The following is a 25,205-nucleotide window of genomic DNA, read 5'->3' as shown; positions in this document are numbered from 1 at the left end:
GGGTGCGCCGGCATGGTGGGCGGACGGTCGTTGGGCCGGAGGTTCGGGTGGCTGTGGGCCGCGTACGCGGTCAGCGCGTTCGGCACCCGGCTCGCGTTCGACGCGTTCGCCCTGATCGCGATCCTGGTGCTGCACGCCTCACCGGCCGAGGTGTCGGCGCTCGCCGCCACGGGGCTCGCGGTGGGGGCCGTGGTGGCGGTGCCGCTCGGGCCGTGGGTGGAGTTCCGCCGCAAGCGGCCGGTGATGATCGCGATGGACCTGACCCGGTGCGCCGCGCTGCTGAGCGTCCCCGCCGCCTACGCGGCCGGTCTGCTGACCTTCGCCCAGCTGCTGGTGGTGTCCGTGGTCGTGGGGGCGGCCGACATCGCCTTCAACGCGGCGAGCGGCGCGTTCCTGAAGGCGCTCGTGCGACCGGAGGACCTGGTCGTCGCGAACAGCCGGTTCGAGTCGACCGGCTGGACCGCCACACTGCTCGGACCGCCGGCCGGGACGGCCGCGATGGGGCTGCTCGGCCCGGTGACGACCGTCCTCGCCGACGCGGTCAGCTATCTGCTGTCGGCCGCGGGCATCCGCGCCGCCGGCGGTGACGAGCCACGGCCGGCGCGCCCCGAGGGATCCGGCGGGTCCGGCGCGCGGATCCGTCCGCGCGATCTGCTCGAAGGGTGGCGGTTCGTGCTGGCCCACCCCACTCTGCGGCCGCTGTTCTTCAACACGGTGCTGGTCAGCGGCCTGATCATGGCGACCTCGCCGCTGCTGGCCGTCCTCATGCTCGGCGATCTCGGCTTCGCGCCCTGGCAGTACGGCCTGGCCTTCGGCCTGCCGTGCCTCGGCGGCATCCTCGGCTCGCGGCTGGCCCGCCCGCTCGTGTCCCGCTTCGGGCGGCACCGGGTCGTGCGCACCGCGGGGACGCTGCGGGCGTGCTGGTCGGTGTGGCTGGCCTTCGTCGGGCCGGGCGCGGCCGGCCTCGTCCTGGTCGTCGTCGTCGAGTTCGGGCTGATCGCCTGCATGGGCGTGTTCACCCCGGTGTTCGCCGCCTACCGGCTCGACCGGACGCCGTCGGACCGCGTCGCCCGCACGCTGTCGGCGTGGTCGGTCACCGGCAAGGCGACCATCGCGGCCCTGACCGGGCTGTGGGGCCTGCTCGCCGTCGCCGTCGGCCCCCGTGCGGCGATCGCCGTCGCCGGCGTCCTCATGCTGGCCACCCCCGTCCTGCTGCCCCGGCACGACCCCGCCCCGTGGCAGGAAGCCGAGCGGGCGCCGGCCCCCAGCCGGACCTGACCCGCCGGGCCCGGCGCCCCGGCCCCTGCCCTCCTCCCCTGCCCGACGCCCCGCCCTCCGCCGCTCCCCACGCATGCCGCCCGGCGTGCGCGCCCGGCGGCCGGAACGGATTGCGTACCGTCAACCCCCGGCAATGTGCGGCCCGTTGCCCTACCTTGGGCCCATGGCGCTGCATCACCACAGTGACCGTCCGTGGCGCGTGAGGGTGGACGACGCGGCAGGCGACCCCTGCGGCGCGGGAGTGCTGCTCGACGACCGGCATGTGCTGACCTGCGCCCATGTGGTCCGCTACGCCGGGGCCGCGCCCGGCTCCGGCGCCGTGCCGGGGGTGCGGGTCAGCAGCGTGGCGTGCCGCCCGGAGTGGACCCGCACCGCGCGGGTGGCCCCGGGCACGTGGGTGCACGACCACGACACCCAGCGCGGCGACGTGGCGCTGCTCGAACTCGACGAACCGGCCGGCTGCGGCACCCGGACCACGCTGTGGAAGGCCCCCATCTCCGGCGGCACGGTCCAGGTGTACGGCTTCCCGCAGGACGAGCCGTTCGGCATGGGGGCGGACGCCCGGCTGGCGGGATCCGGTCACCGGCAGGGCGAGTGGGGCCTGCTCAAGCGGATGCGCGAGGGCGACCCGTGGATCGAGCGCGGGTACTCGGGCGCCGGCGCGATGGCGGTGGGCGGCGAGTTCGACGGGCGCGTCATCGGCATCGTCGTGGCCGACTACGTCCACGGCGACGCGAAGGCGGCCTGGATGCTGCCGACGGAGACGATCCTCACGTACCTGCCGCGGATCGAGGAGTTCACCGGCGGCGACCGCAACGACGAACTGGGGCCCTCGCGGGGCGAGTTGCCCGGCGACGTACTGGGCGACCCGCTGCGGCTCGCGCTGACGCAGGAGCTGACCCGGCTGCTGGACAGCGGCTGGTGCGGGACCGTCGTCGTCGGCACGGGCGGCACGACCGCGGTGGGCGACTCCTGGCTCGTCCGGCTGGTGCGCACGGCCGATCCGGCGGCGCGGGCCACCGTCAGCGACGCCGAGCTGACCGGCGCGCCCGGGGACACCGTGCTCGGACTCGGCACCATCGACGCCGCCTACGACGCGCGTGGCCGCTCGGCCGCCGACCTCTCCGGCTACCTCACACGCCGGTTCGGGCTCCCCGGCGGGGACCCTGGCGAGGTGGCGCGGCAGCTGCTGCGCCGCAGGCCGCCCGCCTGTCTGGTGGTGGCCGGCGTCGACCGCGCCCAGGACCCGGAGGCGCTCGTCGGGGAGCTGCTGGGGCCGCTGGCCCGCCGGGCCCGGTCGCGCGGCGTGCGCCTGGTCCTCGGCTTCGAGGGCGTCACACCGGCCGGGCTGGCCCACGACGTGTCGCTCGACCCGGAACCGCTGCGCGGGGACGCCACCCGCACCGTGACCGCCGCGGTGGTCCACACGGTCGTCGGACAGCTCGCCGCGGAGGAGGACGCGGCCGCCGCGCTGCACCAGGAGCGCGGGATGCGGTTCTTCGCCGCGCCCCGGCCGCCGCCCCGCGCCGCGCCCCGGCTGCGGGTCCGGCTGGCCGTGGCCCGGGCGACGGAGCCCAACCCCGAACTCGCCGTGATCCACGAGCGGGCCGAGGCCGCCCGCTCGGTCCTGGCCCGGTTCGACCGCGACCTGCGCCGGCTCCTGTCGGCGCACGAGGACCTCACCGCCCGCCTGGAACTGCACCGGGTGCGGGCCGCGCGCTACTTCGGCGACGAGGACCGGCGCCTCGCCGACCGGCACGCCCCGGCGTTCCGCGCGCTGAAGGTGGAACCGATCGACCTCGGCGCGGCCCGCACCCTCGTCGCGCACTACATCGACGAGGTCGCCCGCCGACTGGACGAAAGACGACCGGACGCCGCCGGGCAGCCGGACGGCAGGCTGCCCGACGACGACCGCCGGCCGGACGGCAGACCGGCGGACGACCACAGACCGGCGGACGACGACAGAGACCTGGACGTCGGCAGACAGCCCGACGGCAGACAGCCGGACCACGGACGGCCGGACGGCACACGGCCGGACGGCGGACGCGCGGGCGACGACCGACAGCCGGACGGTGCGCGGCCGGACGCCGGCGGACAGCCGGACCACCGACAGCCGGACGACGCACGACCGGACGGCGCGCGGCCGGGCGGCGGCCGGCCCTACGGCGATCGCCGGACGGCGGTGGACGGTCGGAGGGAAGGTGACTGGCGGGGATGAGCGCTAGCGCTCCCGTGTGCAACCGCCCCGACTGCGGGCGCGGCCGGATCGACGACCAGGGCTTCTGCCCGGCCTGCGACCGGCCGCCGCTGCCGCGGGACGACACGGCGCCGCCGCGACCGGGCCGCCCGGAGCCGGATCCGCCGGCGCGGGCCGCGGCGGGCGTCGGTGTGGCGCACGTGCGGCCGGATCCCTGGTACGGCCTCGGCCTGGCCGGCTCCGACCAGCCTCCGGAGGTGCCGCCGAGCCCGTCGGGCCCGGTCGCCGAGGAGCACCGGTTCTGCGCCCACTCCCCCTGCGGGCTGCCGGTCGGCCGGGGGCGGGGCGGCGAACCGGGCCGGATCGAGGGTTTCTGCACGGCCTGCGGCACCCACTACGACTTCGCCCAGCCCAACGGCCTGGTCATCGCCGGGCGGTACGAGGTCGAACGCGTCCTCGGCTCCGGGGCGTACGGCGCGGCCTATCTGGCCCACGACCGCAATCTCGCCACCCGGGTCGTCCTCAAGGCGCTGCACAGGTCGGTGGCCAAGACCGCCCGGCACGAGCGGGACGTGCTGGTCGGGCTCCGGCACGACAGCATCGTGCGCATCCTGGGCTACGAGCCGGAGGGGCCGCACCTCGTCCTGGAGTACGTGCCGGGCGAACCGCTCTCGGCCCGTGACGGCGACCGGCTGGAGACGCTCCTCGCGCACGGTGTGCGCGTCCTTCAGGCGCTCGACTACCTGCACGCGCGGGGCCTGCTGCACTGCGACGTCAAGCCGCTGAACATCATCCGGTTCCGGGAGGAGGGCCCGGCGGGCGCGCTCGACCGGGTGCGGCTCATCGACTTCGGCTCGGTGCGCAGCCACACGAAGGACACCGGCAGGGTCGTGGCGTACACGGAGGCCTACGCGCCGCCGAAGACCGACCCGGAGCATCTGCGCCCCACCCCCGGCTTCGACCTGTTCGGGCTGGGCATGACGCTGCGCGAGGTGTGCCGTTCACGCTGGACGGACCGCTCCGTGCCGGGCGTCGACTCGCTGCACCTGCTGCTGGAGCGGGCCACGGACCCGGAACGGCCGTGGTGGCGGTTCGTGTCGGCCCGGCAGTTCGCCGAGCAGCTCAGCGGTGTGATCCGGCAGGTCGTGGCGGCTCCGCCGACGGGCCGTCAGGTGGCGCGGCCGTCGGCCCTGTTCGGGTCGATGGCCGGTGCGCTGCACGGCGGTCTGGGCGAGGCGCGGCCCCTCGCGCACTGGGTGGCGGCGCGGCCGGACGGGCGGGGCCTGCTGGGCATGCCCGCGCCGTTCTTTGCGCCGGATCCGGGCGACATCGCCGCCGCTCTGCCGGCCCCCCTGTCCGATCCCGACCAGCCGGCGGTCACGGCCACGGCCGGGGGCACGCTGGCGGAGATCCGGCTCGCCCTGCGCGGCCAGGACGCGAAGGCGGCGGCGGCGCATCTGCGGGCGGCGGCCCTGCCCGACTGGCACTGGCTGTCGGACTGGTACTGCGCTCTCGTCGCGCTGGCCGACGGCTGTCCGCGGCGGGCCGCCGTGGTGCTCGGGCAGGTGCGCAGGGCCCTGCCCGGCGAGCTGCTCCCGCTCCTCGGTCTCGGTCTGTGCGCCGAGTTGCGCGGGGACCGGACGCTGGCGCGGTCGCACTACGGGATGGTGTTCGGCACCACTCCCGCGCTCGGTGCGGCGGGCTTCGGTCTGGCCCGCGTCCTGCTGCTGGCCGGGGAGCGGGCGAGGGCGGTGGCGGTCGCCGAGCAGCTGGCCGGCGAGTTCCGCTACGAGCGCGAGGCGCGCGTGGCGGCCGTCCGGCTGCGCGTCATGGTCGTCCCGGAACACGGCCATCCGGCGCCGACCGAGGAGGACGTGGCGCGGGCGCGGGCGGCCCTGCCCGGCCTCGGCGTGGACGAGGCGGCGGCGGCCGCCCTGCGGGCCGAGATCCAGTACGCGGAGTTCCTGCGCACCCGGGACCGGCTGAAGCTGTCCGACGCGGTCCGCGCGCTGGGCCCGCACGCGCCGACGGAACGCGAGTACGTGGCGCTGGTGGACCTGGCCAACGGGCTGCGTCCGGCGCTGACTTGGGGGTGGCGCGGAAAGCGTGCGGAACGGTCCGTTCCCGTGTCGGAGCGGCGCCCGGCGGGCTAAGCTCCCTTGCACGTTCCGTCGTGAACGCGTGCACGCACCGTAAGGGACGCAGTCGGCGAGGCGAACGGATGGTGCCGGTGGGGGACAGGTCGCCGTTGGGGCTCGGTTTCGCCCTGGAAGTGGACGCGCCCACGGATCTGCCCTACGACGAGCGGCGCGCGGACGCCCTGATCACCGTGACCGCGGACTCCGCCGCCGGCCCGTCCGCGCGGGCGCCGGGGGCCGAGATCCTCATCATGGACCGCTCGTTGTCGATGACGGGCCACAAGCTGGACGAGGCGAAGCGCGCGATGTGGGCGGCCATCGACACGCTGCGGGACGGAACGCTGCTGGCCGTGGTCGCGGGCAACCATGAGGCGGAGGTGGTCTTCCCGGTGACGGGCGGTCTGGCCCGGGTCGACGCGCGCAGCCGGGAGGACGCCAAGCTGCGGGTGGCCGGCCAGCTCCCGGAGGGCGGTACGGCGATCGGCCGGTGGCTGGAGCGGGCCCGCGGCCTGTTCGCGACGGTGGAGTCCCCGGCCACGGTGCGCCACGCGGTGCTGTACACCGACGGCAAGGACGAGCACGAGACGCCCGAGCAGCTCGGCGAGGTCCTCGCGGCCTGCACCGACCACTTCGTCTGCGACGCCCGCGGCCTGGGCGACGACTGGCGCTACACCGAACTCCTGCGCGTCACGCAGGCCTTGCACGGCTCCGCGGAGGCCGTCGTCACCATCTCCGACCTGACCGGCGACTTCACCCGGCTGATGCGCGAGGCGCAGCGCGTCGTCGTGCCCCGCGTGTATCTGGGCCTGCGCCTCAACAGCCGTTTCCAGCTCTCCTTCGTACGGCAGACCCGTCCCGTCGAAGCGGAGTTGACGGCTCGTCAGCTACGGGGCGAGGAGACGCACGTGCCGCTCGGCGCGTGGGCTCCGGAGACCCGTCAGTACCAGGTCTCGCTGAGCGTCGACCCTCACAGCCTGACCGTGGACGAGACCCTGCGCGCCGCCCGCATCACCCTGCACGCCGAGTTCCCCGACGGGACGCGCCGCCCGTGCGCCGAGAGCGCCGCCCTGGTCGTACGCCGCCGCTCGACGCCCGGCTTCGGCATCGCCCGCTCCCCCGACCTGACCCGCGTCGAGAACGAACGCGAACTCGGCATGGCCATGCGCGCCTGCGCGGACGCCCATCTGCGCGGGGACCTCGAACGCGCCGACCGTGAACTGCGCCTCGCGCTCGATCTCGCGCGGTCCCTCGGGGACACCGCGCGTCTGCGGTCGCTGCAAGCGGTCGCCGCCGAAGGCCCCGACGGGCGGCCGCGGATGCGGCGGGACGTCGCCCGCGGCCGGATCCTCGGGCTCGGCCTGGACTCGACGAAGACCGCGAGACGGCCGGCCGAGCGGCACGACCGGCCGCCCGGGGAAACGCCGTCGCCCCGCGCGTGCCCCCGGTGCCTGTCGACGTCCACGTCGCCCAGGGCCAGGTTCTGCGAGGAGTGCGGGCACCGGCTCGGCGACCCGGACGCGGCCGGCGAGCCGAGGGACGTCCTGTGACCGTGACCGGGAGACGGCCGCGCCCGTCCCATCCGGTCGTGGTGCTGCGCCGGCTCAGGGCTGCCGTGCTGGGCGTGCTGGCCGTGACGACGCTGCTGTGCCTGGTGGTGGAGGACCGCGCCGGGGACCAGATGGCCGCCTCCGAGCGCACCCGCGGGGCCATGGACGACCTCCTGCGTGCGCACGAGCAGGCCGTGCGGGCGAGGACCGCGCTGGACGCCGTCGCCCGGGTCAGGGACCCCGTGTCGATCGCGCTGACCGGCACCGGCGCGGACTTCGCCAACGCCGCCGCCCGCATCAGCTCCCATCTCACGTCGGCGACGGAGGGCAACGGGGCGGGGAAGCGGGGACTGAGCCACATCCAGTTCGTGCAGGGCCAGTTGGCGACGACCGTGAAGATGGCCAACGCGGCGGTCCTCGACGGGGCCCCGGCCGTCGGCAAGGTCGGCGAGGCGCTGCGCGCCGGGCCGGAGCGCGCGGGGAAGCGTCCCGTCCGGTTCACCGGCGGCCTCGAACAGTCCCTCCTGGATCTCCGGCAGGTGGAGAGCGACGCCCGCGAGGTCCAGCTGGACTCGGACTGGCGCGACCACCGTCTGCTCTGGCCGCTGTTCATGACGCCTCTCGCGGTCCTGCTGCTCCTCGTCCGGGCCACCGGACGCGTCGTCGCCCGGCGCTTCCGGCGGTATCCCAGCCCGGCGCTCGCCCTGGCCCTGTCCGCCACCGCGACGGTCGACGTCCTGATGTGCGTGCTGCGCCCGCTCGACGCGGTGATCGCCCTGCCCGTGCTGGCCGCCGCCGGAGCCCTGGCCCACCTGGCCTACCGCCCGCGCCTCGCCGAATACCGGTTCCCGCGCCCATGAGAAGACCGACGGCCCTCCTCGTGCGCGGCGCCCTGGCCCTCGGGCTGCTCGCGGCGGCCCTCGCGTGCGGCGGTCCCGGCAGGAGCAAGGTGACGATCATGGTCCCCTGGTCCGGCAAGGAGTTCCAGGCCTTCTACGCGGTCGTCGAGGCCTTCGAGAAGAGCCACCCCGGCATCGACGTCGAACCCGAGGTCACCCGCGCCCTGAACGAGCAGCTCGACGCGGCCGTGGCCGCCGACGCGGAACCCGACCTGGCGGTGCTGCCCAGCGTGGGGGCGATCGCCAAGTACCAGAAGGACGGGGCGCTGCGAAGGCTCGACGTCGACACGGGCGACTACGTGCAGCCGTTCCGGGGACTCGGCACGACCGGCGGTGACGGCGTGACCGGCGAGGGCGGCGACGTGTACGCCATCCCGGTGAAGGCCGACGTCAAGAGCCTCGTCTGGTACGACGTCCACGCCATGCCCGACCCGCCGAGGAGCTGGGCGGATCTGCCCGCCCGCCACGACAGGTGGTGCCTGGGGCTGGAGTCCGGTCCGACCTCCGGCTGGCCGGGCGCCGACTGGATAGCGGACCTCCTGCTCGCCCGCTACGGCCACGACGCCTACACGGCATGGGCGTCGGGGGCCGCGCACTGGGACCGGGGCCCCGTGCACCGGGCGTGGACCGCGTGGGGGGACCTCATGGGCGACGCCCTCGAAGGCGCCGCCAAGACCGGTTTCAGGGACGCCGCCGGGAAGATGCCGGCGTGCACCATGGGCCACGGCACCCTCGCCGCGATGGACTTCGACGCGGACCGGGTGAAGAGGGGCGGATACCGGTACGTGCCTCCCCCCGGCAGGACGCTTCAGGTCTCGGCGGACTTCGTCGGGAAGTTCACCGGCAACGGCGGCGCCGACGAGTTCATCGCCTACCTGGCGAGCACCGAGGCCCAGCGGCTGTGGGTGAACCGGCCCGGCTTCGCGCTCTCCGCCGACAGGCGGGTCACGGTGGCGGACTACACCGACCGCGTCCAGGGCCGGATCGCCGCGATGCTCCACACCCCCGCGAACACCCTCTGCTTCAGCGCCGCCGACGCGATGGACCCCGACGTCTCGGCCGCCTTCTACCGGGCGGTCCTGGACTACGCGAACGGCACGGCACTGGGTCCGCTCCTGAAGGCGCTCGACAAGGTCCAGACCGCGCTGGGCCCCGCCCGCCCGAAGTCCGCGCCGCCCCTGTGCGGCACCCCCTGAACCCTGCCCCGAACCCCGCCCCGACCCGTTCCGGACACCTCCAGGAGTCGCCATGCCCGACGCCGTGCAGTTCACCCTCGACGACGGCAGCGTCGTCCTCGTGTCCCCGGCGGCCCGCACCGGCACCGGCGCCGTGGGCCTCGGCACCCGCCTGGAGAGCGCGGCCACCGGTCTGCGGGAGGCCCTCGCGCCGATCACCACCGCCGCCTCCGAGGTGATCGGCCAGTTCCGTGACGCCACCCGGCGGCCCGACGAGGTGGAGGTCACCTTCGGCGTCGTCCTGGACGCCAAGCTCGGCGCGGTCCTGACGAGCGCGAGCGTCGGCGCCCACCTCGACGTCACCCTGCGCTGGAGCGGCGCGGAACCGACGCCGCCGAGCTGAACCCGGGCGGGCCGGCGCCCGGCCCGGCCCTCCCCCGAGCGGCCTACGCCGGGCGCGTCTTCGTGGCGCGCACGCCCGGGACCAGCAGGACGGCCGTGTCGCCCGGCCGGGGCCGCAGCGGCCGGCCCTCGGTGACCGGGTCGAGGCGGCCGTCGCCGCGCACCAGGAACAGCAGCTCGCTGCCGGGCCGCGGGACCTCGTCGGCCGGCCGCGCCAGGACGGCCGCCCCGGCCTCGTAGCCGCGGGCGAACACCGGCCGGGTCAGCCGCGGCCCGAACAGCACCTCGCCGCCGATGAACGGCGCCACCGCGCCCTGGCTGTCGGCCGGTGCGTCGAGCCGGTGGACCGTGCCCTCGACGCTGCCGCGCAGCAGCAGTGCCGCCAGCGCGTTGAAGTCGTCCTCGCCGGTGAGGAGGTACACGGCCGTGATGCCCTCCAGCTCCGCGGCCCCGCCGGTGGCGGCGCCCAGCAGTTCACCGGGCGCGGGCTCGATCCCGGCCCGCCGGATGCGTTCGCGCTGCTCCTCCTCGCCCGCCCACATCAGGACCTCCAGCCCGGCCCGCTTCAGGGCCACGCCCAGATCGACCACCCAGGGGTCGCCGCCGACCAGCAGGGGCCGCGAGCGCGACGGGCGTACCACGCCGAGCCGCCGGGCGACGGGCGAGGCGGTCAGCCCGTACAGCGTCACGGTCGCCACGATGACCACGAACGTCGTCGGAAGGATCTTCGCGGCGCCGTCGATGTCCTCGGCCACCAGCCCGGCCGAGAACGTCGAGGCGGTGGCGGCGGCCACGATGCCGCGCGGCGCCATCCAGCCGACGAAGCCGCGTTCGGCGCGGGTCAGCCCGGTGCCGAGGGTGGACACGAGCGCGACCAGCGGCCGGACGACCAGCACCAGGAACGCGGCGAGCCCGAGCGCGGGCAGCCACACGTGGCGCAGCGAGTGCGGGGTGACGGTGGCCGAGATCGAGACGAAGAGCAGCCCGAGGATCAGGCTGACCAGGGTCTCGAAGAAGGGCCGGCGCGCGGGCACGTCCATGCCGCGCAGGTTGGCGACGGCCAGGCCCATCAGCACGGCGGCGATGAGCCCGGTGTCGTCGCGCAGGACGTCGCAGAACGCGGACACCGCGACCACCGCGGCGAGCTGCGCCGTGGTGCCGAGGACCTCGCCCGGCCGCAGCACCCGGAACAGCACCCACAGCACGGCCGCACCGACCGCGCCGCCCGCCACCCCGACGCCCGTGCTGGCGAGGAAGTGCGCCATCCCGCCGCCGAGGCGGTGGCGCGAGCCGGACACGACCGCGTGGAACACCAGGGCCCCCAGCACGCCGCCGACCGGGTCGATGAGGGAGCCCTCCCACACCAGGATGTGCTGGAGACGGTCCTTCGGCCGCACGAAGGCGAGCAGCGGTCCCACGACCGTGGGCCCCGAGACGACGAGGATCGCGCCGGTCATGACGGCCGCCCGCGCGGACATCCCCATCAGCGGCACGGCGAGCAGCGCGGCGAGCAGTCCGGTGACGGGGACGCCGACGCAGATCAGCCGGACGACGACCCGGCGGGTGTGGCCCTTCAGCCTCGACAGGTCCAGCCCGAGGCCCGCGTCGTAGAGGATCACGGCGACGGCCGTCGACACCAGCGGCGAGAACGCCGGCCCGAGGAGTTGTTCGGGCGCGACGTCGTCGCTGAGCGCGCCGGCGGCGAAGCCGACCGGCAGCAGGACGATGAGGGCGGGGACGCGCAGCCGGGCGGCCAGGATCTGCGACCCGACCGCCAGGACCACGATCAGGCCCATGCCGGTCAGCACCTGGTTCGTCGTCATGGGCGGCCCTTTCGGTGCGGGACGGGGGCCGGCGGCGCGCTCGCCGGTCGCGGCGCCCGCGCCGGAGCCCGCCGGGCGGGCGCCTCCGCGGCTTCCGTCAGTAACGCCCGGCGGCCGGGCGTCGGCAAGCCGGGTGCGCTGCCCGGGCGCCGAACCGCCGGGCGTCGGAGCAGACGTCCGGGTCCGTCACACGGCCGGGCTGGATGTGCCGTCCCGAACAGGCGGCTCGAAGCTGAGCGCCAAAGAAGTGAACGAAAGGGACATATCGCACGTATTCCCCTACGGGTCCGCCCCAGGACGGGTCCGCGGACCAGCCCCGCCGCCCGACGCCGGCCCGAGCGGCCCCAGCGGCCCCAGCGGCCCCAGCGGAAAGGTCGAGAAGAAGCCCCGAAGAAGCCGAACCCGGAAGAAGCCCGGAAGAATCCCAGCGGAAAGAGGAACGCCATGCACCGCGCCGCCACCCTCGCCGTGGCCGCGACCGCCGTCGCGGCCTTCGCCGCCGGATGCACAAGCTCCGGCGGCTCAGGCTCCTCGCCCTCCCCCACCGGCCCGCCGCCGGCCGGCAGCTCGACGCCCGCCGCCGGCGGATCCGGCACGCTGCAGACGCGCGACACCTCACTCGGCAAGATCCTCGTCGACGGATCGGGCCGGACCCTGTACCTGTTCGAGGCCGACACGGGCGCCACCTCGCACTGCTACGGCGGCTGCGCCCAGGCCTGGCCGCCCGACACCACCACGGGCCGGCCCGGCGCCCACGGCCTGGACGCCTCCCTGGTCGCCACGACTCCCCGCGACGACCACACCACCCAGGTCACCTACGCCGGACATCCCCTGTACCGCTTCGCCGAGGACACCCGGCCCGGCGACACGGCGGGCCAGGGCAGCACGGCCTACGGCGGCGCCTGGTACGTCCTCGGGGCCGACGGCTCCCCGATCACCGGGGCCGCACCCGGCTCCTCCACCGGCGGGCCGGGCGGCGGCAACGGTTACTGACGCCACGCCGACAGCGGCCTGACGACCGCCGGGTACGACGGCCGTCGGACCGCGCGCCTCCCGGGGATGCCGGCGGAGGCGGATCCCGTCGCTCAGATGACGCGGTACGGTCCCCAGCCGGTGCCGGCCTGGCGGCGGGGGCCGAAGGCGGTCGTGCCGGGCCTGCCGGTGCCCGGGTAGACCCACAGCGTGCCGTCGGACGCCTGGCGGGAGAGCACGTCGGTGAGGCCGTCGCCGTTGAAGTCCCCGGGACGGATGACGTCCTGGCTCTTCCACCCCGTGCCGACCTGGTAGCGGGTGCCGAGGGTGCCCATGCCGGGCCTGCCGGTGCCCGGGTAGACCCACAGCGTGCCGTCGGACGCCTGACGGGTGAGCACGTCGGTGCGGCCGTCGTTGTCGAGGTCCCCGGCGGTGACGACGTCCTGGCTCTTCCAGCCGGTGCCGACCTGGTAGCGGGTGCCGAAGGTGGTCATGCCGGTCTTCCCCGTGCCGGGGTAGACCCACAGCGTGCCGTCGGACGCCTGCCGGGAGAGCACGTCGGTGAGACCGTCGTCGTTGAGGTCGCCGGTGCGGATGACGTCCTGGCTCTTCCAGCCGGTGCCGACCTGGTAGCGGGTGGCGAAGGTCTCCATGCCGGTCTTCCCGCTGTTGGGATACACCCACAGCGTGCCGTCGGACGCCTGCCGGGACAGGAGGTCGCCGAGGCCGTCGTTGTCCAGGTCGCCGATGGTGACGGCGTCCTGGCTCTGCCAGCTGGTGCCGGCCTGGAAGCGGGTGCCGAACGTGCTGCCGGTCGCCTTTCCGGTGCCCGGGTAGATCCACAGGATGCCGTCGTCCTTGACGGCCGCGATGTCGGCGTTGCCGTCCCCGGTGACGTCGTCCGGGTTGCGGGAGAGGGCGTGTCCGACCCAGTCGCCGAGGTCGTCGACCCGGGTGTCGACGGCGCCGGTGCGCGTCTCGGCCGGGTCGATGCCGAGGCATCCGCCCTGCCAGGAACGGGAGTTGACGGCGACGAGTTCCGTGACGCCGTCGACGGTGCGCAGGGCGGGGCCGCCGGCGTCGCCCTGGCAGACGGTGGCGTCCGCGGAGCCGTCGAGGTCGACGGTCGTGGCCGCGGTGGCGGCGACGGTGAAGGCGCCGGTGTGGAGCTTGTCGGGCACCCATTCCGTCCTGGTGCGTCCGAATCCGGCGCTCTCCAGCCTCTCGCCCGCGGCGGCGGGCGTGGTGGCCAGCCGGACGGGCGTCACGGCCGGGTCGACGACCTTGGCGGCGAGCTTGACGAGCACCAGGTCGCGGTCGGCGTGCGGAACGAGCCGGACGGCCGAAAGGACGGCGCCGCCGGTCTGGGTCAGGTCGGTGCGGCCGACGGTGACGGTGGTGGGGACGAGGGGTCTGCCCGCGGGGGGCTTGCCGTCGGCGGCGAAGCAGGTGGCCGCCGTCAGGACCCACTGCGGGTCGACGAGCGTGCCGGTGCAGGCGCTCCGCTCACCGACGTTGATCTTCGCGACGTAGTTCAGCCGGGCCGGAGCCTCGGGTCCGGCGAGCGCGTGGGCGGGGGCGGAGGTCAGCACGAACGGGGCCGCGACGAGGCCGGCGGCCAGCACGCAGAGACGGGGGCGTCCGGAGAGGTACATGAACGTGGGGCTCCTGGTCACGAGGGCCGCGCGGCCGGCCGGCGCCGGTCCGTGCGGCGGGCGAGTCGGGTCGGCGTGCGGTTACTTGGAGGAGCGGATCTCGACGAGCACGTGCTCGCGCCCCTCCGGGTCCGCGGTCTCGCCCACCGCCGTCCAGGTGTTCTTGGCGACGTCGAACGACTTCTCCTCGGTGCCCACGGTCATGTCGACGGCGGTCGTGTAGTCGTTGCCCTTGATCGCGTAGACCGCGGGGACCTCCAGGGTCAGCCACCCGGAGTTGCCGGCCACCTTGAAGCAGATCCGGTCGGTCCTGTTGCGGGCCATGATCTCCAGCAGGCCGGTCCCGCCCGCGCAGTCGGCCAGGGTGATGTGCCCGTCGCCGCGCTTGAGGACGATCTTCTTCTCGGCCAGGATCTTGTCCGCCTGCGGGTAGTCGAAGTTCTCCACCGCGTAGCCGGGAGCCCCGTCCACGACCAGTTCGGTGGGGCTCTTGTGCTTCGGCGAGCCGCCGGGGACGCCCGCGGCCACCGCGATCCCCGCCACGGCGCAGACCACGGCCACGCCCAGTGCGCGCCGCGCGAGCCGCCCCCGCCGCGGCTTGACGGGCGTGTTGCTGAATTTCCTCATCGCATCCCCAAGTTCGTCGCTGACGGCCGGACGTTCATCACCGGACTCGAATTCGGGTGCGCAGGAAGGCGATATCGACATCGCTCCGCGGGGAATGCCCCAACTCCCTTGTGGAACAGTCCCCTTACCTCTCGAAGTCGAGAGGTCCCCCGGCTCGGTAAGTGTCGTCCGCTTCGCCATACCAACATGAAGCGACTGCGGGGTCGAGTGAATAAAACCACGCGTTCCGCGACATTCCGCATGAGGATCCAGTGACCTCCGTCACATGCGGCAAAGGTTGCCCGGAAGAATGTGGAGGTCGTGCGGATAGTCCCTGATGTACGGTCAAGAGTCTTTCAGCCAGAGGCTGTTGAAGTGTCGACTTGCACAACTGGCTTTTTTTCACAGAGCAGTTGATATGGTCCGGCATTACAATTGGCGCCGCCCACAGGCCACTTCGCACTCCATGGCACTCCATCCCACGGGTACGTCGGAAATGCCCTCGCACTGAGGTCCGGCACGCCTGTCGACAGCCCACGAGGACGACTCTCCTATGCAGACAGTTTTCTGGAGCCGGCGCCGCGTGCTCGGTGCGCTCGCCGCCACCGCCGCCGCAGCCTCCACGCCTTCGCTGCTCGTCGCCCCGGTCGCCGCCGCGGCGGAGGGCACGCCGCCGGACCCGGTCCCGCTGCCGGACACCGACCGGGCGAGAGCCGTCAAGGCCTGGATATCGGGCGGTTCCGGCGTCAAGGCCGCGGCCGCCCTGGCCCTGGCGGGCACCGAGGGCGAGATCCGGACGTTCCTGGCCGAGACGCTTCCGGCCCAGACCGTGCAGGACAACCGCGTCGCCATCGTCAGCAGCCTGGACCGGGCGGGCAAGGGCCTGCGCCGTGCGGCGGTCGCCGCCCTCGACAACGGCGACGCCGCCATCGCCGACTTCCTGAAGGACGGCTTCAAACCGGCCGTCCTCGAAGACCTCCAGGTGGCCACCACCATCGTGTCGGGCACCGGCGACAAGGCGGTCCAGCGAGCCGCCACCGCCGCCCTGAACACCGGCACCGAGTCGACCCTGATCCAGTTCCTCACCGACACCCAGTACGACGCCCGCCTCGAGGACGCCCGGGTCCAGGTCACCGCCATGCTGACCCAGGCCGGCCCGGAGGTGCGGAAGTACGCCGACCGCGCCCTCGGCGGCACCGCCTCCGACGTCGAGTGGTTCATCGAGACCGGGCAGCACATCGCCCGGGCCCGGGACCAGGAGTCGGCCACGATCGAGGAACTCGTCGCCGTCGTCGTACGGGAGGGCAAGCGCGCCGAGCGCGAGACGAACCTGGCCGTCGAGGCCTCCGCACGCGCCCAGACCGCCGCGGGGAAGGCGAAGGAGGCGGCCGAGAAGGCCGCCGCCGAGGCCTCCGCCGCCAAGGAGGACGTGCAGAAGTCCGGGGCCGCGGCCCGCAAGGCGGCATCCGCCGCCAAGGGCGCGGCCGACGCCGCCCGCAACGCCATCAACGCCTCCAACGCCGCCGTGTCGGCGTCCCGTCGCGCCTCCTGGGCCGCCACCGGCGCCGCCCAGGCCGCCGCGAACGCCGGCAGCGCCGCGGCCCGCGCCTACAACGCCGCGATCGGCGCCTCCAAGGACGCCGGCAAGGCCGAGGCCGCCAAGAACGCGGCCGTCGCCGCCCGCAACGCCGCCGCCAAGGCGCGCACCGCCGCCAAGGCGGCCGACCAGGCGGCCGTCGCCGGCACCAAGGCCGCCGCCGCCGGTTCCGCCGCCGCCGGAGCTGCCCGCAACGCGGCCGCCGCCGCGAACGCCGCCGCCCAGGCAGGCGCCGCCGCGGGGGCCGCGCAGTCGGAGGCCGCGGAGGCCAAGCGTCAGGCCGCGATCGCGTCCAGCGCCGCGAACCGGGCCACGAACGCCGCGTCCACCGCACAGGCCCTCGCCAACACCGCGGCGGCGGCCGCCCGCACCGCCCGGGACGCCGCCAACTCCGCGGCCGACCACGCGGACAAGGCGGCGGCCGCGGCCGAGGAAGCCGTCAAGTACGCCGGCAAGGCCGTCGACTACGCCAACCGCTCCACCGCCTCCGCCGCGGCCGCCGTACTGGCCGCCAACACGGCCACCAAGGCCGTCTCGGACGCCCTGGTGGTGGAGCAGAACGCGCGCAACGCCGAGGCGGAGACCCTCGAACAGGACAAACTCCAGGCCATCGAGGAGGTCAGGCAGCTCGCGGAGATCGAGGCGAAGGAGCTGGCCGCCTATCAGAACAAGATCGCCCAGGCCCAGCAGACCGACCAGGCGACCAAGGACCTGATAGCCGGGGCCGAACAGGCCCTGGCGGCAGGGGACATGCCGGCCGCGGCGGTCCTGGGGCGCAAGGCGGCCATCGCCCTGCTCGACTCCCGGGGCGCCTGGACCCGGCAGGCGGCCCAGTTCGCCCTCTCCGGCTCGGACGACGACGTGTACGCCTGGATCGACCTCGACCGGGTGCTGGCCCAGGGGCAGGACGACCGGGAGACCACGCTCCACGTGGCCACGATCGCCGGTCCCAAGATCGCCGAAGCGGCGCTGGACGCCCTGGAGAGCCCCTCGTCCAAGGCGGTCGGCGACTTCCTCACCAGCGGCATGAAGAAGGCCTCCGACGAGGACAACCGGGTGGCGATCGGGCGCATCCTGGGCTCGAACCCCGGCAAGGCCGTCAAGGCCGCCGCGAACAAGGCCCTCGACCTCAACACCACCGAGGCGCTCCAGAACTTCTTCGACCACGACTACCCCGAGGCGGTACGGGAGGACGACGCCGTCCTCACCCTCACGCTGATGAACACCGGGGGCGCCTTCACCAAGGCGTACGCAGAGGTGGCCATGGAGGGGCCCACCTGGATGCGCCGCAACTTCGTCTCCCTGGTGCAGTACCGCACGGCCCAGCTCGACCACGACACCGCCACCCATGTCGCCGCGATCCGCGGCGCCATCGCGGCCGCCGCGAAGATCGCCGAGAAGGCGCAGGAGAACGCCGCCCTCGCCTCGAAGGCCGCCGCCGACGCCCGCAACGCCGCCGCCGAGGCCAAGCAGTGGGCGGCCAAGGCGCTCGACTCCGCGGCCAAGGCCGACGACTACGCCGACGAGGCCCGCCGCAACGCGGACGCCGCCGACAAGTCCGCCGCCGACGCCAAGGCGTCCGCGAACCAGGCGAGCACGGCTGCGGCGACCGCCCGCGGCGCCGCCCGTTCGGCGAACTACTCGGCGAACAAGGCCATGGACTCCGCGCGCGCCGCCCTGCGGTCGTCGTACAGCGCCCAGGCCTCGGCCGCCGCCGCCCGCGCCTCCTCGATCGAGGCGGGCAAGGACGCTGCGACCGCGGCCGCCGCTGCCACCGAGGCCCGGCAGATCGCCGCGACCAAGCGCCAGGCCGAGGTCAAGGCGGCGGCCGAGGCGGCCTTGGAGAAGGCCCGCCGCGAGCGGGAGCAGCGGATCAACCCGGCCGACAAGGACACCAACGACCAGATCAACCCCAACGGCACCGGCGGGGACACCGACGAGTGGTGGAACGACGCCGGCTGGTACGCCGACGCGTTCAACGCGATCAGCGTCGGCGCAGGGTTCCTGGCCGCCGGCTGCGCCCTGGCCGCCTTCGTGTTCCCCCCGGCGGCCGCGGCGGCCGGCTTCTTCTCCGCGGTCTCGATGGGCGCCGGCGCCCTCGGCACCCTCTTCACCGGCATCGAACACGGCTTCACCAGCAGCCAGTTCATCGAATCCGCCTTGGGCACCGGCCTGAGCCTGGTCACCTTCGGCCAGTCCAAGTGGATCGGCGCCGCGGACAAGGCCGTCGGCGGCAAGCTCATCAAGCCCGTCGTCGGCAAGATCGCCGACGTCGGCGAGGACGTCGTCTCCGGGGCCACCAAGGTCCTGTCGTCCATCTTCTGACCCGCGTCACGGCCCGCGCCCGGCGTCCGGAACGGCCCCGCGCGAGAGGGCGCCGCCCCGGACGACCGCGGCCCGGGCCCCCGGCGGCGCGGGCCCGACGCCGGCGCACCCACGGGCCGGACGGGCCCCCGCGGGCCGGCCGGTCCTCCCCCGCACGACCGCCCGGCCCGTAAGGGCCGGACACCGCCTGACACCCGCAAGCGCCCGGCACCCCCGCGCGTCCGACGCACGCACGCCTGGCACGCCCATCCCGCACACGCACGTCCCGCACACACGCCAGCCCTCGACGTGCCGGTCCCCGAACCCCGGCCGCCCGCCAGCGACCCGCCGCACGAGAGGGTCGCCGAACCGGCGCACCCCCCACCCCCCACCCCTCACGCCCCCACCCCCAGCCCTCCATCCCCCCACCACCCCGAACCACCGAGTCGTCGGCGCAGTGAGCCGGCGGCGATCCACGCCACGAGGAGAGGTAGGACGAGCATGCCTGCGATACGACCCGGACGGCCCGTACGAAGACGAGCCCGGTCGACCGCGCTGGCCCTGGTGACCATGGCCGCGCTGGGGCTCACCACGACCGGCATGAGCCCGGCACAGCCGCAGACCGCCGCGCAGAAGCCGCAGGGCGCGCCCGCGGCCGCCGCCGCGGACCTGCCGGCCGGCGCGCCCCTCACCCGGACCACCGCGCTCCGGACGGACGGGGAGCACTGCGAGCCCACCCTGGCCGGGTCGAAGGAACGCCGGGCGGGGGCCGCGCAGGCGTGTGTGAGCACCAGCCCGGCCGTCGCGGCGCCCCGGCGAAGCCGCTCCGCGGTCGCGGCGGCGGCCGACACCTGCGGCATCACCAGCCCCGGCTCGTACACCTACAACCGCTTCGAGTACTGCGTGACGGGGGTGAACGTCCTCTACGTCCTGCGCGACGCCAACGGCAAGGAGATCGGGCGCGGCACCGTGCAGGTCTCGACGAGCGCCACCCTTCCCGCGAAGGGCACCGCCTGGCAGGAGCAGATCACCGCGCGGATGACGAGCGCGAGCGGCGACGTCACCGCCCTCAACGCCAAGTTCCGCGCCTCCTGCACGAGCGGCTGCACGACGACGAAGACCGCGCCCTGGTACGGCGGCGATCTGGTCCCGGGCCAGTCCGTCAGCGGCTCCGTCGCCTACTCCTCGTCGCCCGCCGCCGGCACCGCCGTGCAGTTCACCACCTCGTACAAGATGTACGTGACGTCGCCGGGCGCCACGGCCGTCGACCCGAACGCCTCGTGGGACAACCCCCGCAAGCTCCGCTGCGACGACGACGTCCGCGACACCACCGGCGCCGGCACCCCGTCGCCGGGCTGCGTCGTCCCCTCCGTCACCCCCGTCGTGCCGATGCGCGCGCAGGGTTCGCAGCCGGGCGGCGCGGTGGCCGCCTATGAGTGGGCCCAGCAGCGCTTCGACGACGGCTGGGGCCAGAAGAAGCTGCTGACCCGGCAGAAGAGCGGCGTCGCCGACCGTACGGGCCGCACCTGCGGAAGCTTCGACCCCAACACGGACCTCGTCGAGAACGACACCTGCGGTGAGTTCCCCTTCGCCGAGGCCAAGGAGGGCGGCATCGACGGCGCCCGGTGCGTCGAGTTGATCCCGAACGCCAGCAGCGGCGGCTGGGACACCTACGTCCTCGGCGACAGCCGGGACCTGGACCCGGCCACACCCTGCGTGCGCGCCCATGTCCCGCCCGCCGACAAGCAGTTCGCCGACGCGCAGCTCACGGAGGGCTTCACGGCCCAGCGCGTCGTCGACGGCGAGCAGTTCAAGGTGGCGTTCACGACGCCGGACGCCGTCCCCCAGGCGCCGTGCCTGGCGAACCCGCCCACCACCGACGGCGCGCGCCCCTCAGGCAGCGGCTGGATCAGGAACACCACCGAACCGGTCCCGCACGTCAACAAGACCATCACCCCGATGGGCCCGCCCGGCACCCGGCCGTCGACGGCGCAGGCCTGTCTGAGCCGGCCGCTCGGCACCGGCAAGCCGGCCAGCGGAGACATCACCGGCTGGCAGGACGCGCAGAAGTTCGAGGGCAACGTGCCCAAGACCGAGCAGGCCCGGTGTCACCTGATCGCGAACATTCTCGGCGGGCCGGGGCAGATCAGGGACGGCGGGCAGAACAACCTCGTCCCGTGCTGGCAGGCGGGCATGAACACCGGCACGCCCAGCATGCGGACCTACGAGGCCATGGCGCAGAACAAGGTGAAGGAGGGGAGCTTCGGGCCGAACGACGCGATCTTCTACCAGGTGACGCCCGTCTTCCGGGACGCCACCAGCACCATCCCGACCGGCGTCACGATGACCGCTACCATCGAGCGCGCGAACGGGACGACCGAGGAGCTGTTCCCCAGCGTGTACGTCCCCAACACCAAGGCGGACACCGGGCTGCTCAACCTCGGAAACTGATCACCACCACCGGTTAGTGCCTTCGGGAGCCAGTATGAGTTTCACGACCCCGCCGCGGCCGTTCGACGTCACCGCGCTCTTCCCTCGACTGGCCCCGCTGGCACGCACGGCGACCCGGTTGCATCCGCGGCCCGGGTCGCCCACGCCGCACGACAGCTCCGTCGGCGGGCCACTGCTCTGGCCCGCCGGCGAACCCTGGCCGCACTGCGCGGGACCGCACGCCTGGGACGGAGTGACCCCGCCCCTGGCGCCGGAGGACGAGCGGCAGTTGCGCCGCAACCGTGCGGCGGCGGAGAGCCGGCGGCGGCGCGGCCCCCAGGAGCCCTGGGCCACGCCCGAGGAACTGGAGGCCGAGAAGCGCCTGTCGGCCGGCCGACCGTGGCCCGAGGGCCCGGTCGCCATGCTGCCGGTCGCCCAGTTGTACGTGCGCGATGTCCCGCTCCTGCGCCCTCCGGGCGGGTCCGGAGCCGATCTGCTCCAGGTCCTGTGGTGTCCCTTCGACCACCCGGAGCACCCGAGCACGGCCCTGTTCTGGCGGACCGCCGCGTCCGTGACCGACGTCCTCGGCGCACCGCCCGAGCCACCCGCCATGCGGTTCGGCGACTACCTCCCGGAGCCGTGCCTGCTCGCGCCGGAGCAGGTCACCGAGTATCCCAACCCCATGGAGCTGGACAAGGAGCTGCGGGAGGAACTGAACGACTGGAGCAAGTGGCAGGCGGCCGGCCCGGAACTGGACGCCTCCTACGAGGTCGCCCCGGACGAGCTGTACCTGGACCAGCTCTCCGTCTCCCCCGGCTGGAAGGCCGGCGGCTGGACCAGCTGGGGCCTCACCGACCCGGTCCCCCGCATCTGCTCCGAGTGCGGCGCCGAGGCCGTCCCGCTGCTGACGATCGCCAGCACCGAATGGGACGGCGGCACCGAGAGCTGGATCCCCGAGGAGGAGCGGGCGAACCCGACACCCACCCTGCCCGGCCAGCCCCCGGCCAACTTCACCATGCTGGTGATCGCCGGCGGCTACCGTCTCCAGCTCCACACCTGCCCGGCCTCCCCGGACCACCCGCACATCGAACTGATCCAGTGAGAGCCCCCTCCGGGCGCGAAATGCCTCACGCCGGATCCCCGACGCCTGACGCCTGACACCTGACGCCTCAACGGTCGATCGTGGTCGCCTGCTGATGGATCTGCAGCGGGACGAAGAGCGGCACCGGGTCCGTCGTGCCGGTCATGGACGACCTGAGATTGGCCCGGATCACCGCCGCCCGGGGATGGGCCGGGCCGTAGGAGGCCTCGGCAGCCGCGACCGCCCGTCCGAAGTGGGCGGCCATCACGGAAGCGGCGGCGCCGGACGATTCCAGCCAGGCCAGCCAGCCGAGGTTGTTCTCGATCACGGCGATGCGGTTGTGGCCGCTGCCGTAGACGCGTTCGGAGTCCGCCAGCGCCTGTGCGGCCTGTGCCCGCGCCGAAGGGAAGTCGCCGCCGCGGCCGAGCAGCAGTGCCCATGTGCTCCGCACGGCGGCTACCCGCGGGTGGCACTTCCCGTACAGCTTGACCGCCGCTGCCAACGCCGTTTCCGCGAGGCCGCCCGCTCTGTCCAACTCGTCGGTGCGCTCCAGCGTCGCCGCGGCGTTCGCGGCGATCACCACCATTCGGGGATGGCTCGCTTCGTGCAGGCCGCGGCCCGCACTCAGAGCCTCGTCATGTCGCATCCGGGCGCCGGACAGGTCGCCGTCGTCGTGGCAGAGGGAGCCCAGACCAGTGCTGATCATGGCGATGCGCAGGTCATCGGGGAGTGCCAGTCCTTCACAGATGGCTCGGGCGTGCTCGTACTGCTGCCTGGCCCGTGGATACTCGCCCAGAGCGTGCAGCGCGGTCCCGAGGTTGAGCCGCACGGCGACCGTTCGGTCGTGATCGCGTCCGTAGACGTCTTCGAGCGTGGTCAGCGCGATGGACAACTGCTCTCGCGCCTCCGTCACCCGTCCGGCCAGGTGCAGGGCTCCGGCCAGGTTGTTGCGACGCAGGGCGACTCGGCTGTCCCGGAGGCCGAACTCCCCGATGCTGAGCGCCAGCGCATCCTCGTATGCGCTGCGGGCCTCGTGGATGTTGCCCAAGTCCTGCTGGATCCGCCCGAGGATGCCCTCGGCTCTGGCCCGGTCGCCGACCGGGGCCTCGAATCGGGCCATCAGGTCCAGGGCCTCCTGGATCCGCTCTCTCGCCGGCCCCAGAAGGCCTTCCTCCTGCAGCAGCCGGCCCATGTCGATCAGCACCATCGCCAGCAACGGCGCCGCCGCTGCCGGCCCGCTGCGCGCCGATGCCTCGATCTCCTCGTAGGCCGCGCGCGCTCCAGCCACCTGGCCGAGTTCCTGGAGCAGCCGCCCGTGACCCATCTGGAGGCGGATCCGGAAGGGGTCCGCTTGCGGCAGCCTCCGCCCGATCTCCCAGGCCGTCTCGAACAGGTCGCGTGATGCCGCCAGCCTGGCCTGGGCGTGCAGGAAGACGGCGGCCCTCTCCAGCAGGACCGCGAGGTCCCCGCGCGGGGCGTCGTATTCGGCGGCGCGGTCGCGGACCGCCAGGACGTGGGGAAGCAGGGCTTCACACAACGCGGCGTTCTCCAGCTCACCGCTTTCCACCGGGAAGACCTGGAGCAGCCAGGCGACGGCGTCCTCCACCACGTGGGCGGGCGACCAGCCGAACCCCGCTGCACGCTGCCGCACCACCCACTGGACCAGGCGGTGCAGCGAGATCTCCTCGCTCGACGTGGTGATCAGGGAGTAGCGCCGCAGATGCATCACCGCTGCCTGATAGCGCGCCTTCGATCCCACGACAGCACCCAGATGCGGCGGCAGCGCCAGGTGACTGGTGGCCAGCAGCCTGCGCGGGATCATGTCCGGCCCGAGGAAAGCGCAGAAGGTGAGCAGCCGGTACCCGTCCGGTGACAGCTTCTTGATCTGTTCCAGGGACAGCATCCAGGTATCGGCCACGCTGCGTGAGTAGCCCAGGGGAGGCTTTGCGGCAAGGGCGTCCGCGGCGCTCTCGCCGAGGAGTGCGAGGTAGTCCCCTACGGTGATGTCCGCCGCGTCGACGTAGGCCGCCGCCTGCTCCAGCGCCAGCGGCAGGCGACCGAGTCGCCTCGCGAGATCCCTGATCTCCTGAGTTCCTTCGACGGCTGCGCTGCGGATCCTCTTGGTCAGGAAGGCCTCCGCCTCCGGCCCGGACAGGACGTCCAGCGCGATCGTGGCCGCCACGGCTTCCCAGTTGGGGTTGCGGGACGTGATCAGGACATGGCCGCCACTCGGCAAGGGGTAGACGTCGTCGGGTTGCTCGGCGTTGTCGTAGACGAGCAACCAGCGACCGCGCCTCTTCAGCTCCCTGAACAGGGCATCCCGCAGGCCCGGCTGACTGGTGGTCATGCCGATTCCGAGCTCCTCGGCGAGCCGCGCGTAGCCGGACTGCATGATGGCCGGCTTCTCGGCCGGCAGCCACCAGACAAGGTCGTACGAGGCGGCGTTGCGATACGAGTACTCCGTGGCGATCTGTGACTTGCCGATGCCGCCCAGGCCGTACAGCGCCGCCTGGACCACGGTCACCGAGTCGGTCAGCTGCTTCTGCAGTCTGGCCAAGGATCCCAGCCGGCCGGTGAAGTGATGGTTGCGCGGCGGGACTTCGAAGATCCGGGGGAGTTCGGCCGGGAATCGGAGCAGCCCGGCCGAGGTGTCCCGGGCGCCTGGATACGTCACGGAAGCGGGCCGCGAACGTCCGGTGGCCACCCCTCGCCGCAAAGCCGCCAGTGCCATGACCTCATCGAGTCCGACGAGGTCGACCATGCCCAGCGGCCGCAGCAGGGCGGGAAGATCGCAGTCCTCGACGCGCAGGCACAGGAGGCGACCGCGATCCTCCTCGTTCTGCAGGAAGGCCGCGGTCCATTCCTGCCTGGATATGGGAGCGGTGAGGTACGCGTGACCGACGACGGCCAGGATACGCCGGCAGGTCTCGAGCGCCTGGTTCTTGCGCTCGATCAAATCCTCGCCCGGCTTGAAATCCCAGTCCTGGACGATGACAGAGTACGAGCTGCTTTCAAGTTTCGAGCCGATCCATTCGGCCCATTGCCTGTTGGCGGCGTGGTAACTGATGAAGAAATCTGCTCGACAGTCCGAGTCCATGGCG

General features: G+C 73.9%; 15 protein-coding genes. 11 read left to right on the top strand and 4 right to left on the bottom strand.

All coding sequences use genetic code 11. The features are described 5' to 3' along the window. The first annotated feature begins 12 nt into the window (after window positions 1-12). The 7 genes from ACGFSH_RS02840 to ACGFSH_RS02810 all read left to right on the top strand — a co-directional run bounded on the left by ACGFSH_RS02840 (window position 13) and on the right by ACGFSH_RS02810 (window position 9,637). Window positions 13-1,278 carry an MFS transporter gene (locus ACGFSH_RS02840; RefSeq protein WP_393344291.1) on the top strand — a complete coding sequence of 422 codons (1,266 nt, stop codon included), beginning with the start codon at window positions 13-15 and terminating at the stop codon, window positions 1,276-1,278. Between the two features lie 163 nt (window positions 1,279-1,441). Beyond that, complete coding sequence (locus tag ACGFSH_RS02835; protein ID WP_393344289.1) at window positions 1,442-3,496, top strand: trypsin-like peptidase domain-containing protein; 2,055 nt, start codon at window positions 1,442-1,444, stop codon at window positions 3,494-3,496. Continuing rightward, window positions 3,493-5,628 (top strand): serine/threonine protein kinase, encoded by a 2,136-nt coding sequence (locus ACGFSH_RS02830; RefSeq protein ID WP_393344287.1) that lies wholly within the window; start codon window positions 3,493-3,495, stop codon window positions 5,626-5,628. Before ACGFSH_RS02835 ends, ACGFSH_RS02830 begins: the two co-directional genes overlap by 4 nt. 77 nt (window positions 5,629-5,705) lie before the next feature. Next, the gene (locus tag ACGFSH_RS02825; protein ID WP_393344285.1) at window positions 5,706-7,160 is read left to right on the top strand and encodes a VWA domain-containing protein; all 1,455 of its coding nucleotides are present in this window, start codon (window positions 5,706-5,708) and stop codon (window positions 7,158-7,160) included. A gap of 2 nt (window positions 7,161-7,162) precedes the next feature. Beyond that, window positions 7,163-8,020 (top strand): hypothetical protein, encoded by an 858-nt coding sequence (locus tag ACGFSH_RS02820; RefSeq protein WP_393344283.1) that lies wholly within the window; start codon window positions 7,163-7,165, stop codon window positions 8,018-8,020. After that, complete coding sequence (locus tag ACGFSH_RS02815) at window positions 8,017-9,255, top strand: extracellular solute-binding protein (protein WP_393344281.1); 1,239 nt, start codon at window positions 8,017-8,019, stop codon at window positions 9,253-9,255. The genes ACGFSH_RS02820 and ACGFSH_RS02815 overlap by 4 nt, the downstream gene beginning before the upstream one ends. A gap of 52 nt (window positions 9,256-9,307) precedes the next feature. Continuing rightward, window positions 9,308-9,637, top strand: a complete 330-nt coding sequence (locus ACGFSH_RS02810) for a CU044_2847 family protein (RefSeq protein ID WP_393344279.1) — start codon at window positions 9,308-9,310, stop codon at window positions 9,635-9,637. A gap of 43 nt (window positions 9,638-9,680) precedes the next feature. Here the strand turns inward: ACGFSH_RS02810 and ACGFSH_RS02805 are convergent, their stop codons facing one another. Continuing rightward, window positions 9,681-11,459 (bottom strand): cation:proton antiporter, encoded by a 1,779-nt coding sequence (locus ACGFSH_RS02805; protein WP_393344277.1) that lies wholly within the window; start codon window positions 11,457-11,459, stop codon window positions 9,681-9,683. Between the two features lie 444 nt (window positions 11,460-11,903). Here ACGFSH_RS02805 and ACGFSH_RS02800 point away from each other — a divergent pair, with 444 nt between their 5' ends. Beyond that, a complete protein-coding gene (locus ACGFSH_RS02800; RefSeq protein WP_393344275.1) occupies window positions 11,904-12,452 on the top strand; it encodes a hypothetical protein in 549 nt (182 codons plus the stop codon). 92 nt (window positions 12,453-12,544) lie between these two features. On the opposite strand, the gene ACGFSH_RS02795 is transcribed toward ACGFSH_RS02800, so the two are convergent. Then, complete coding sequence (locus ACGFSH_RS02795) at window positions 12,545-14,086, bottom strand: FG-GAP-like repeat-containing protein (RefSeq protein WP_393344273.1); 1,542 nt, start codon at window positions 14,084-14,086, stop codon at window positions 12,545-12,547. 81 nt (window positions 14,087-14,167) lie between these two features. After that, entirely contained in the window at window positions 14,168-14,713 is a 546-nt protein-coding gene (locus ACGFSH_RS02790; protein WP_393344271.1) for a hypothetical protein, read from the bottom strand. Window positions 14,714-15,245: 532 nt separating this feature from the next. On the opposite strand from ACGFSH_RS02790, the gene ACGFSH_RS02785 reads away from it, so the two are divergent. The 3 genes from ACGFSH_RS02785 (at window position 15,246) to ACGFSH_RS02775 (ending at window position 22,125) form a co-directional block, all read left to right on the top strand. Continuing rightward, window positions 15,246-18,614 carry an ALF repeat-containing protein gene (locus tag ACGFSH_RS02785; RefSeq protein WP_393344269.1) on the top strand — a complete coding sequence of 1,123 codons (3,369 nt, stop codon included), beginning with the start codon at window positions 15,246-15,248 and terminating at the stop codon, window positions 18,612-18,614. Window positions 18,615-19,094: 480 nt separating this feature from the next. Then, a complete protein-coding gene (locus ACGFSH_RS02780) occupies window positions 19,095-21,044 on the top strand; it encodes a DNA/RNA non-specific endonuclease (protein WP_393344267.1) in 1,950 nt (649 codons plus the stop codon). Between the two features lie 34 nt (window positions 21,045-21,078). Beyond that, window positions 21,079-22,125 (top strand): hypothetical protein, encoded by a 1,047-nt coding sequence (locus ACGFSH_RS02775; RefSeq protein WP_393344265.1) that lies wholly within the window; start codon window positions 21,079-21,081, stop codon window positions 22,123-22,125. A 67-nt stretch (window positions 22,126-22,192) separates the two neighbouring features. Here the strand turns inward: ACGFSH_RS02775 and fxsT are convergent, their stop codons facing one another. Continuing rightward, complete coding sequence (gene fxsT / locus ACGFSH_RS02770; protein ID WP_393344263.1) at window positions 22,193-25,201, bottom strand: FxSxx-COOH system tetratricopeptide repeat protein; 3,009 nt, start codon at window positions 25,199-25,201, stop codon at window positions 22,193-22,195. Between the last annotated feature and the right edge of the window lie 4 nt (window positions 25,202-25,205).

Source organism: Streptomyces sp. NPDC048481 (genome assembly GCF_043200075.1).
Classification (GTDB): domain Bacteria; phylum Actinomycetota; class Actinomycetes; order Streptomycetales; family Streptomycetaceae; genus Streptomyces.
This window is presented reverse-complemented; position numbering and strand designations above follow the sequence as displayed.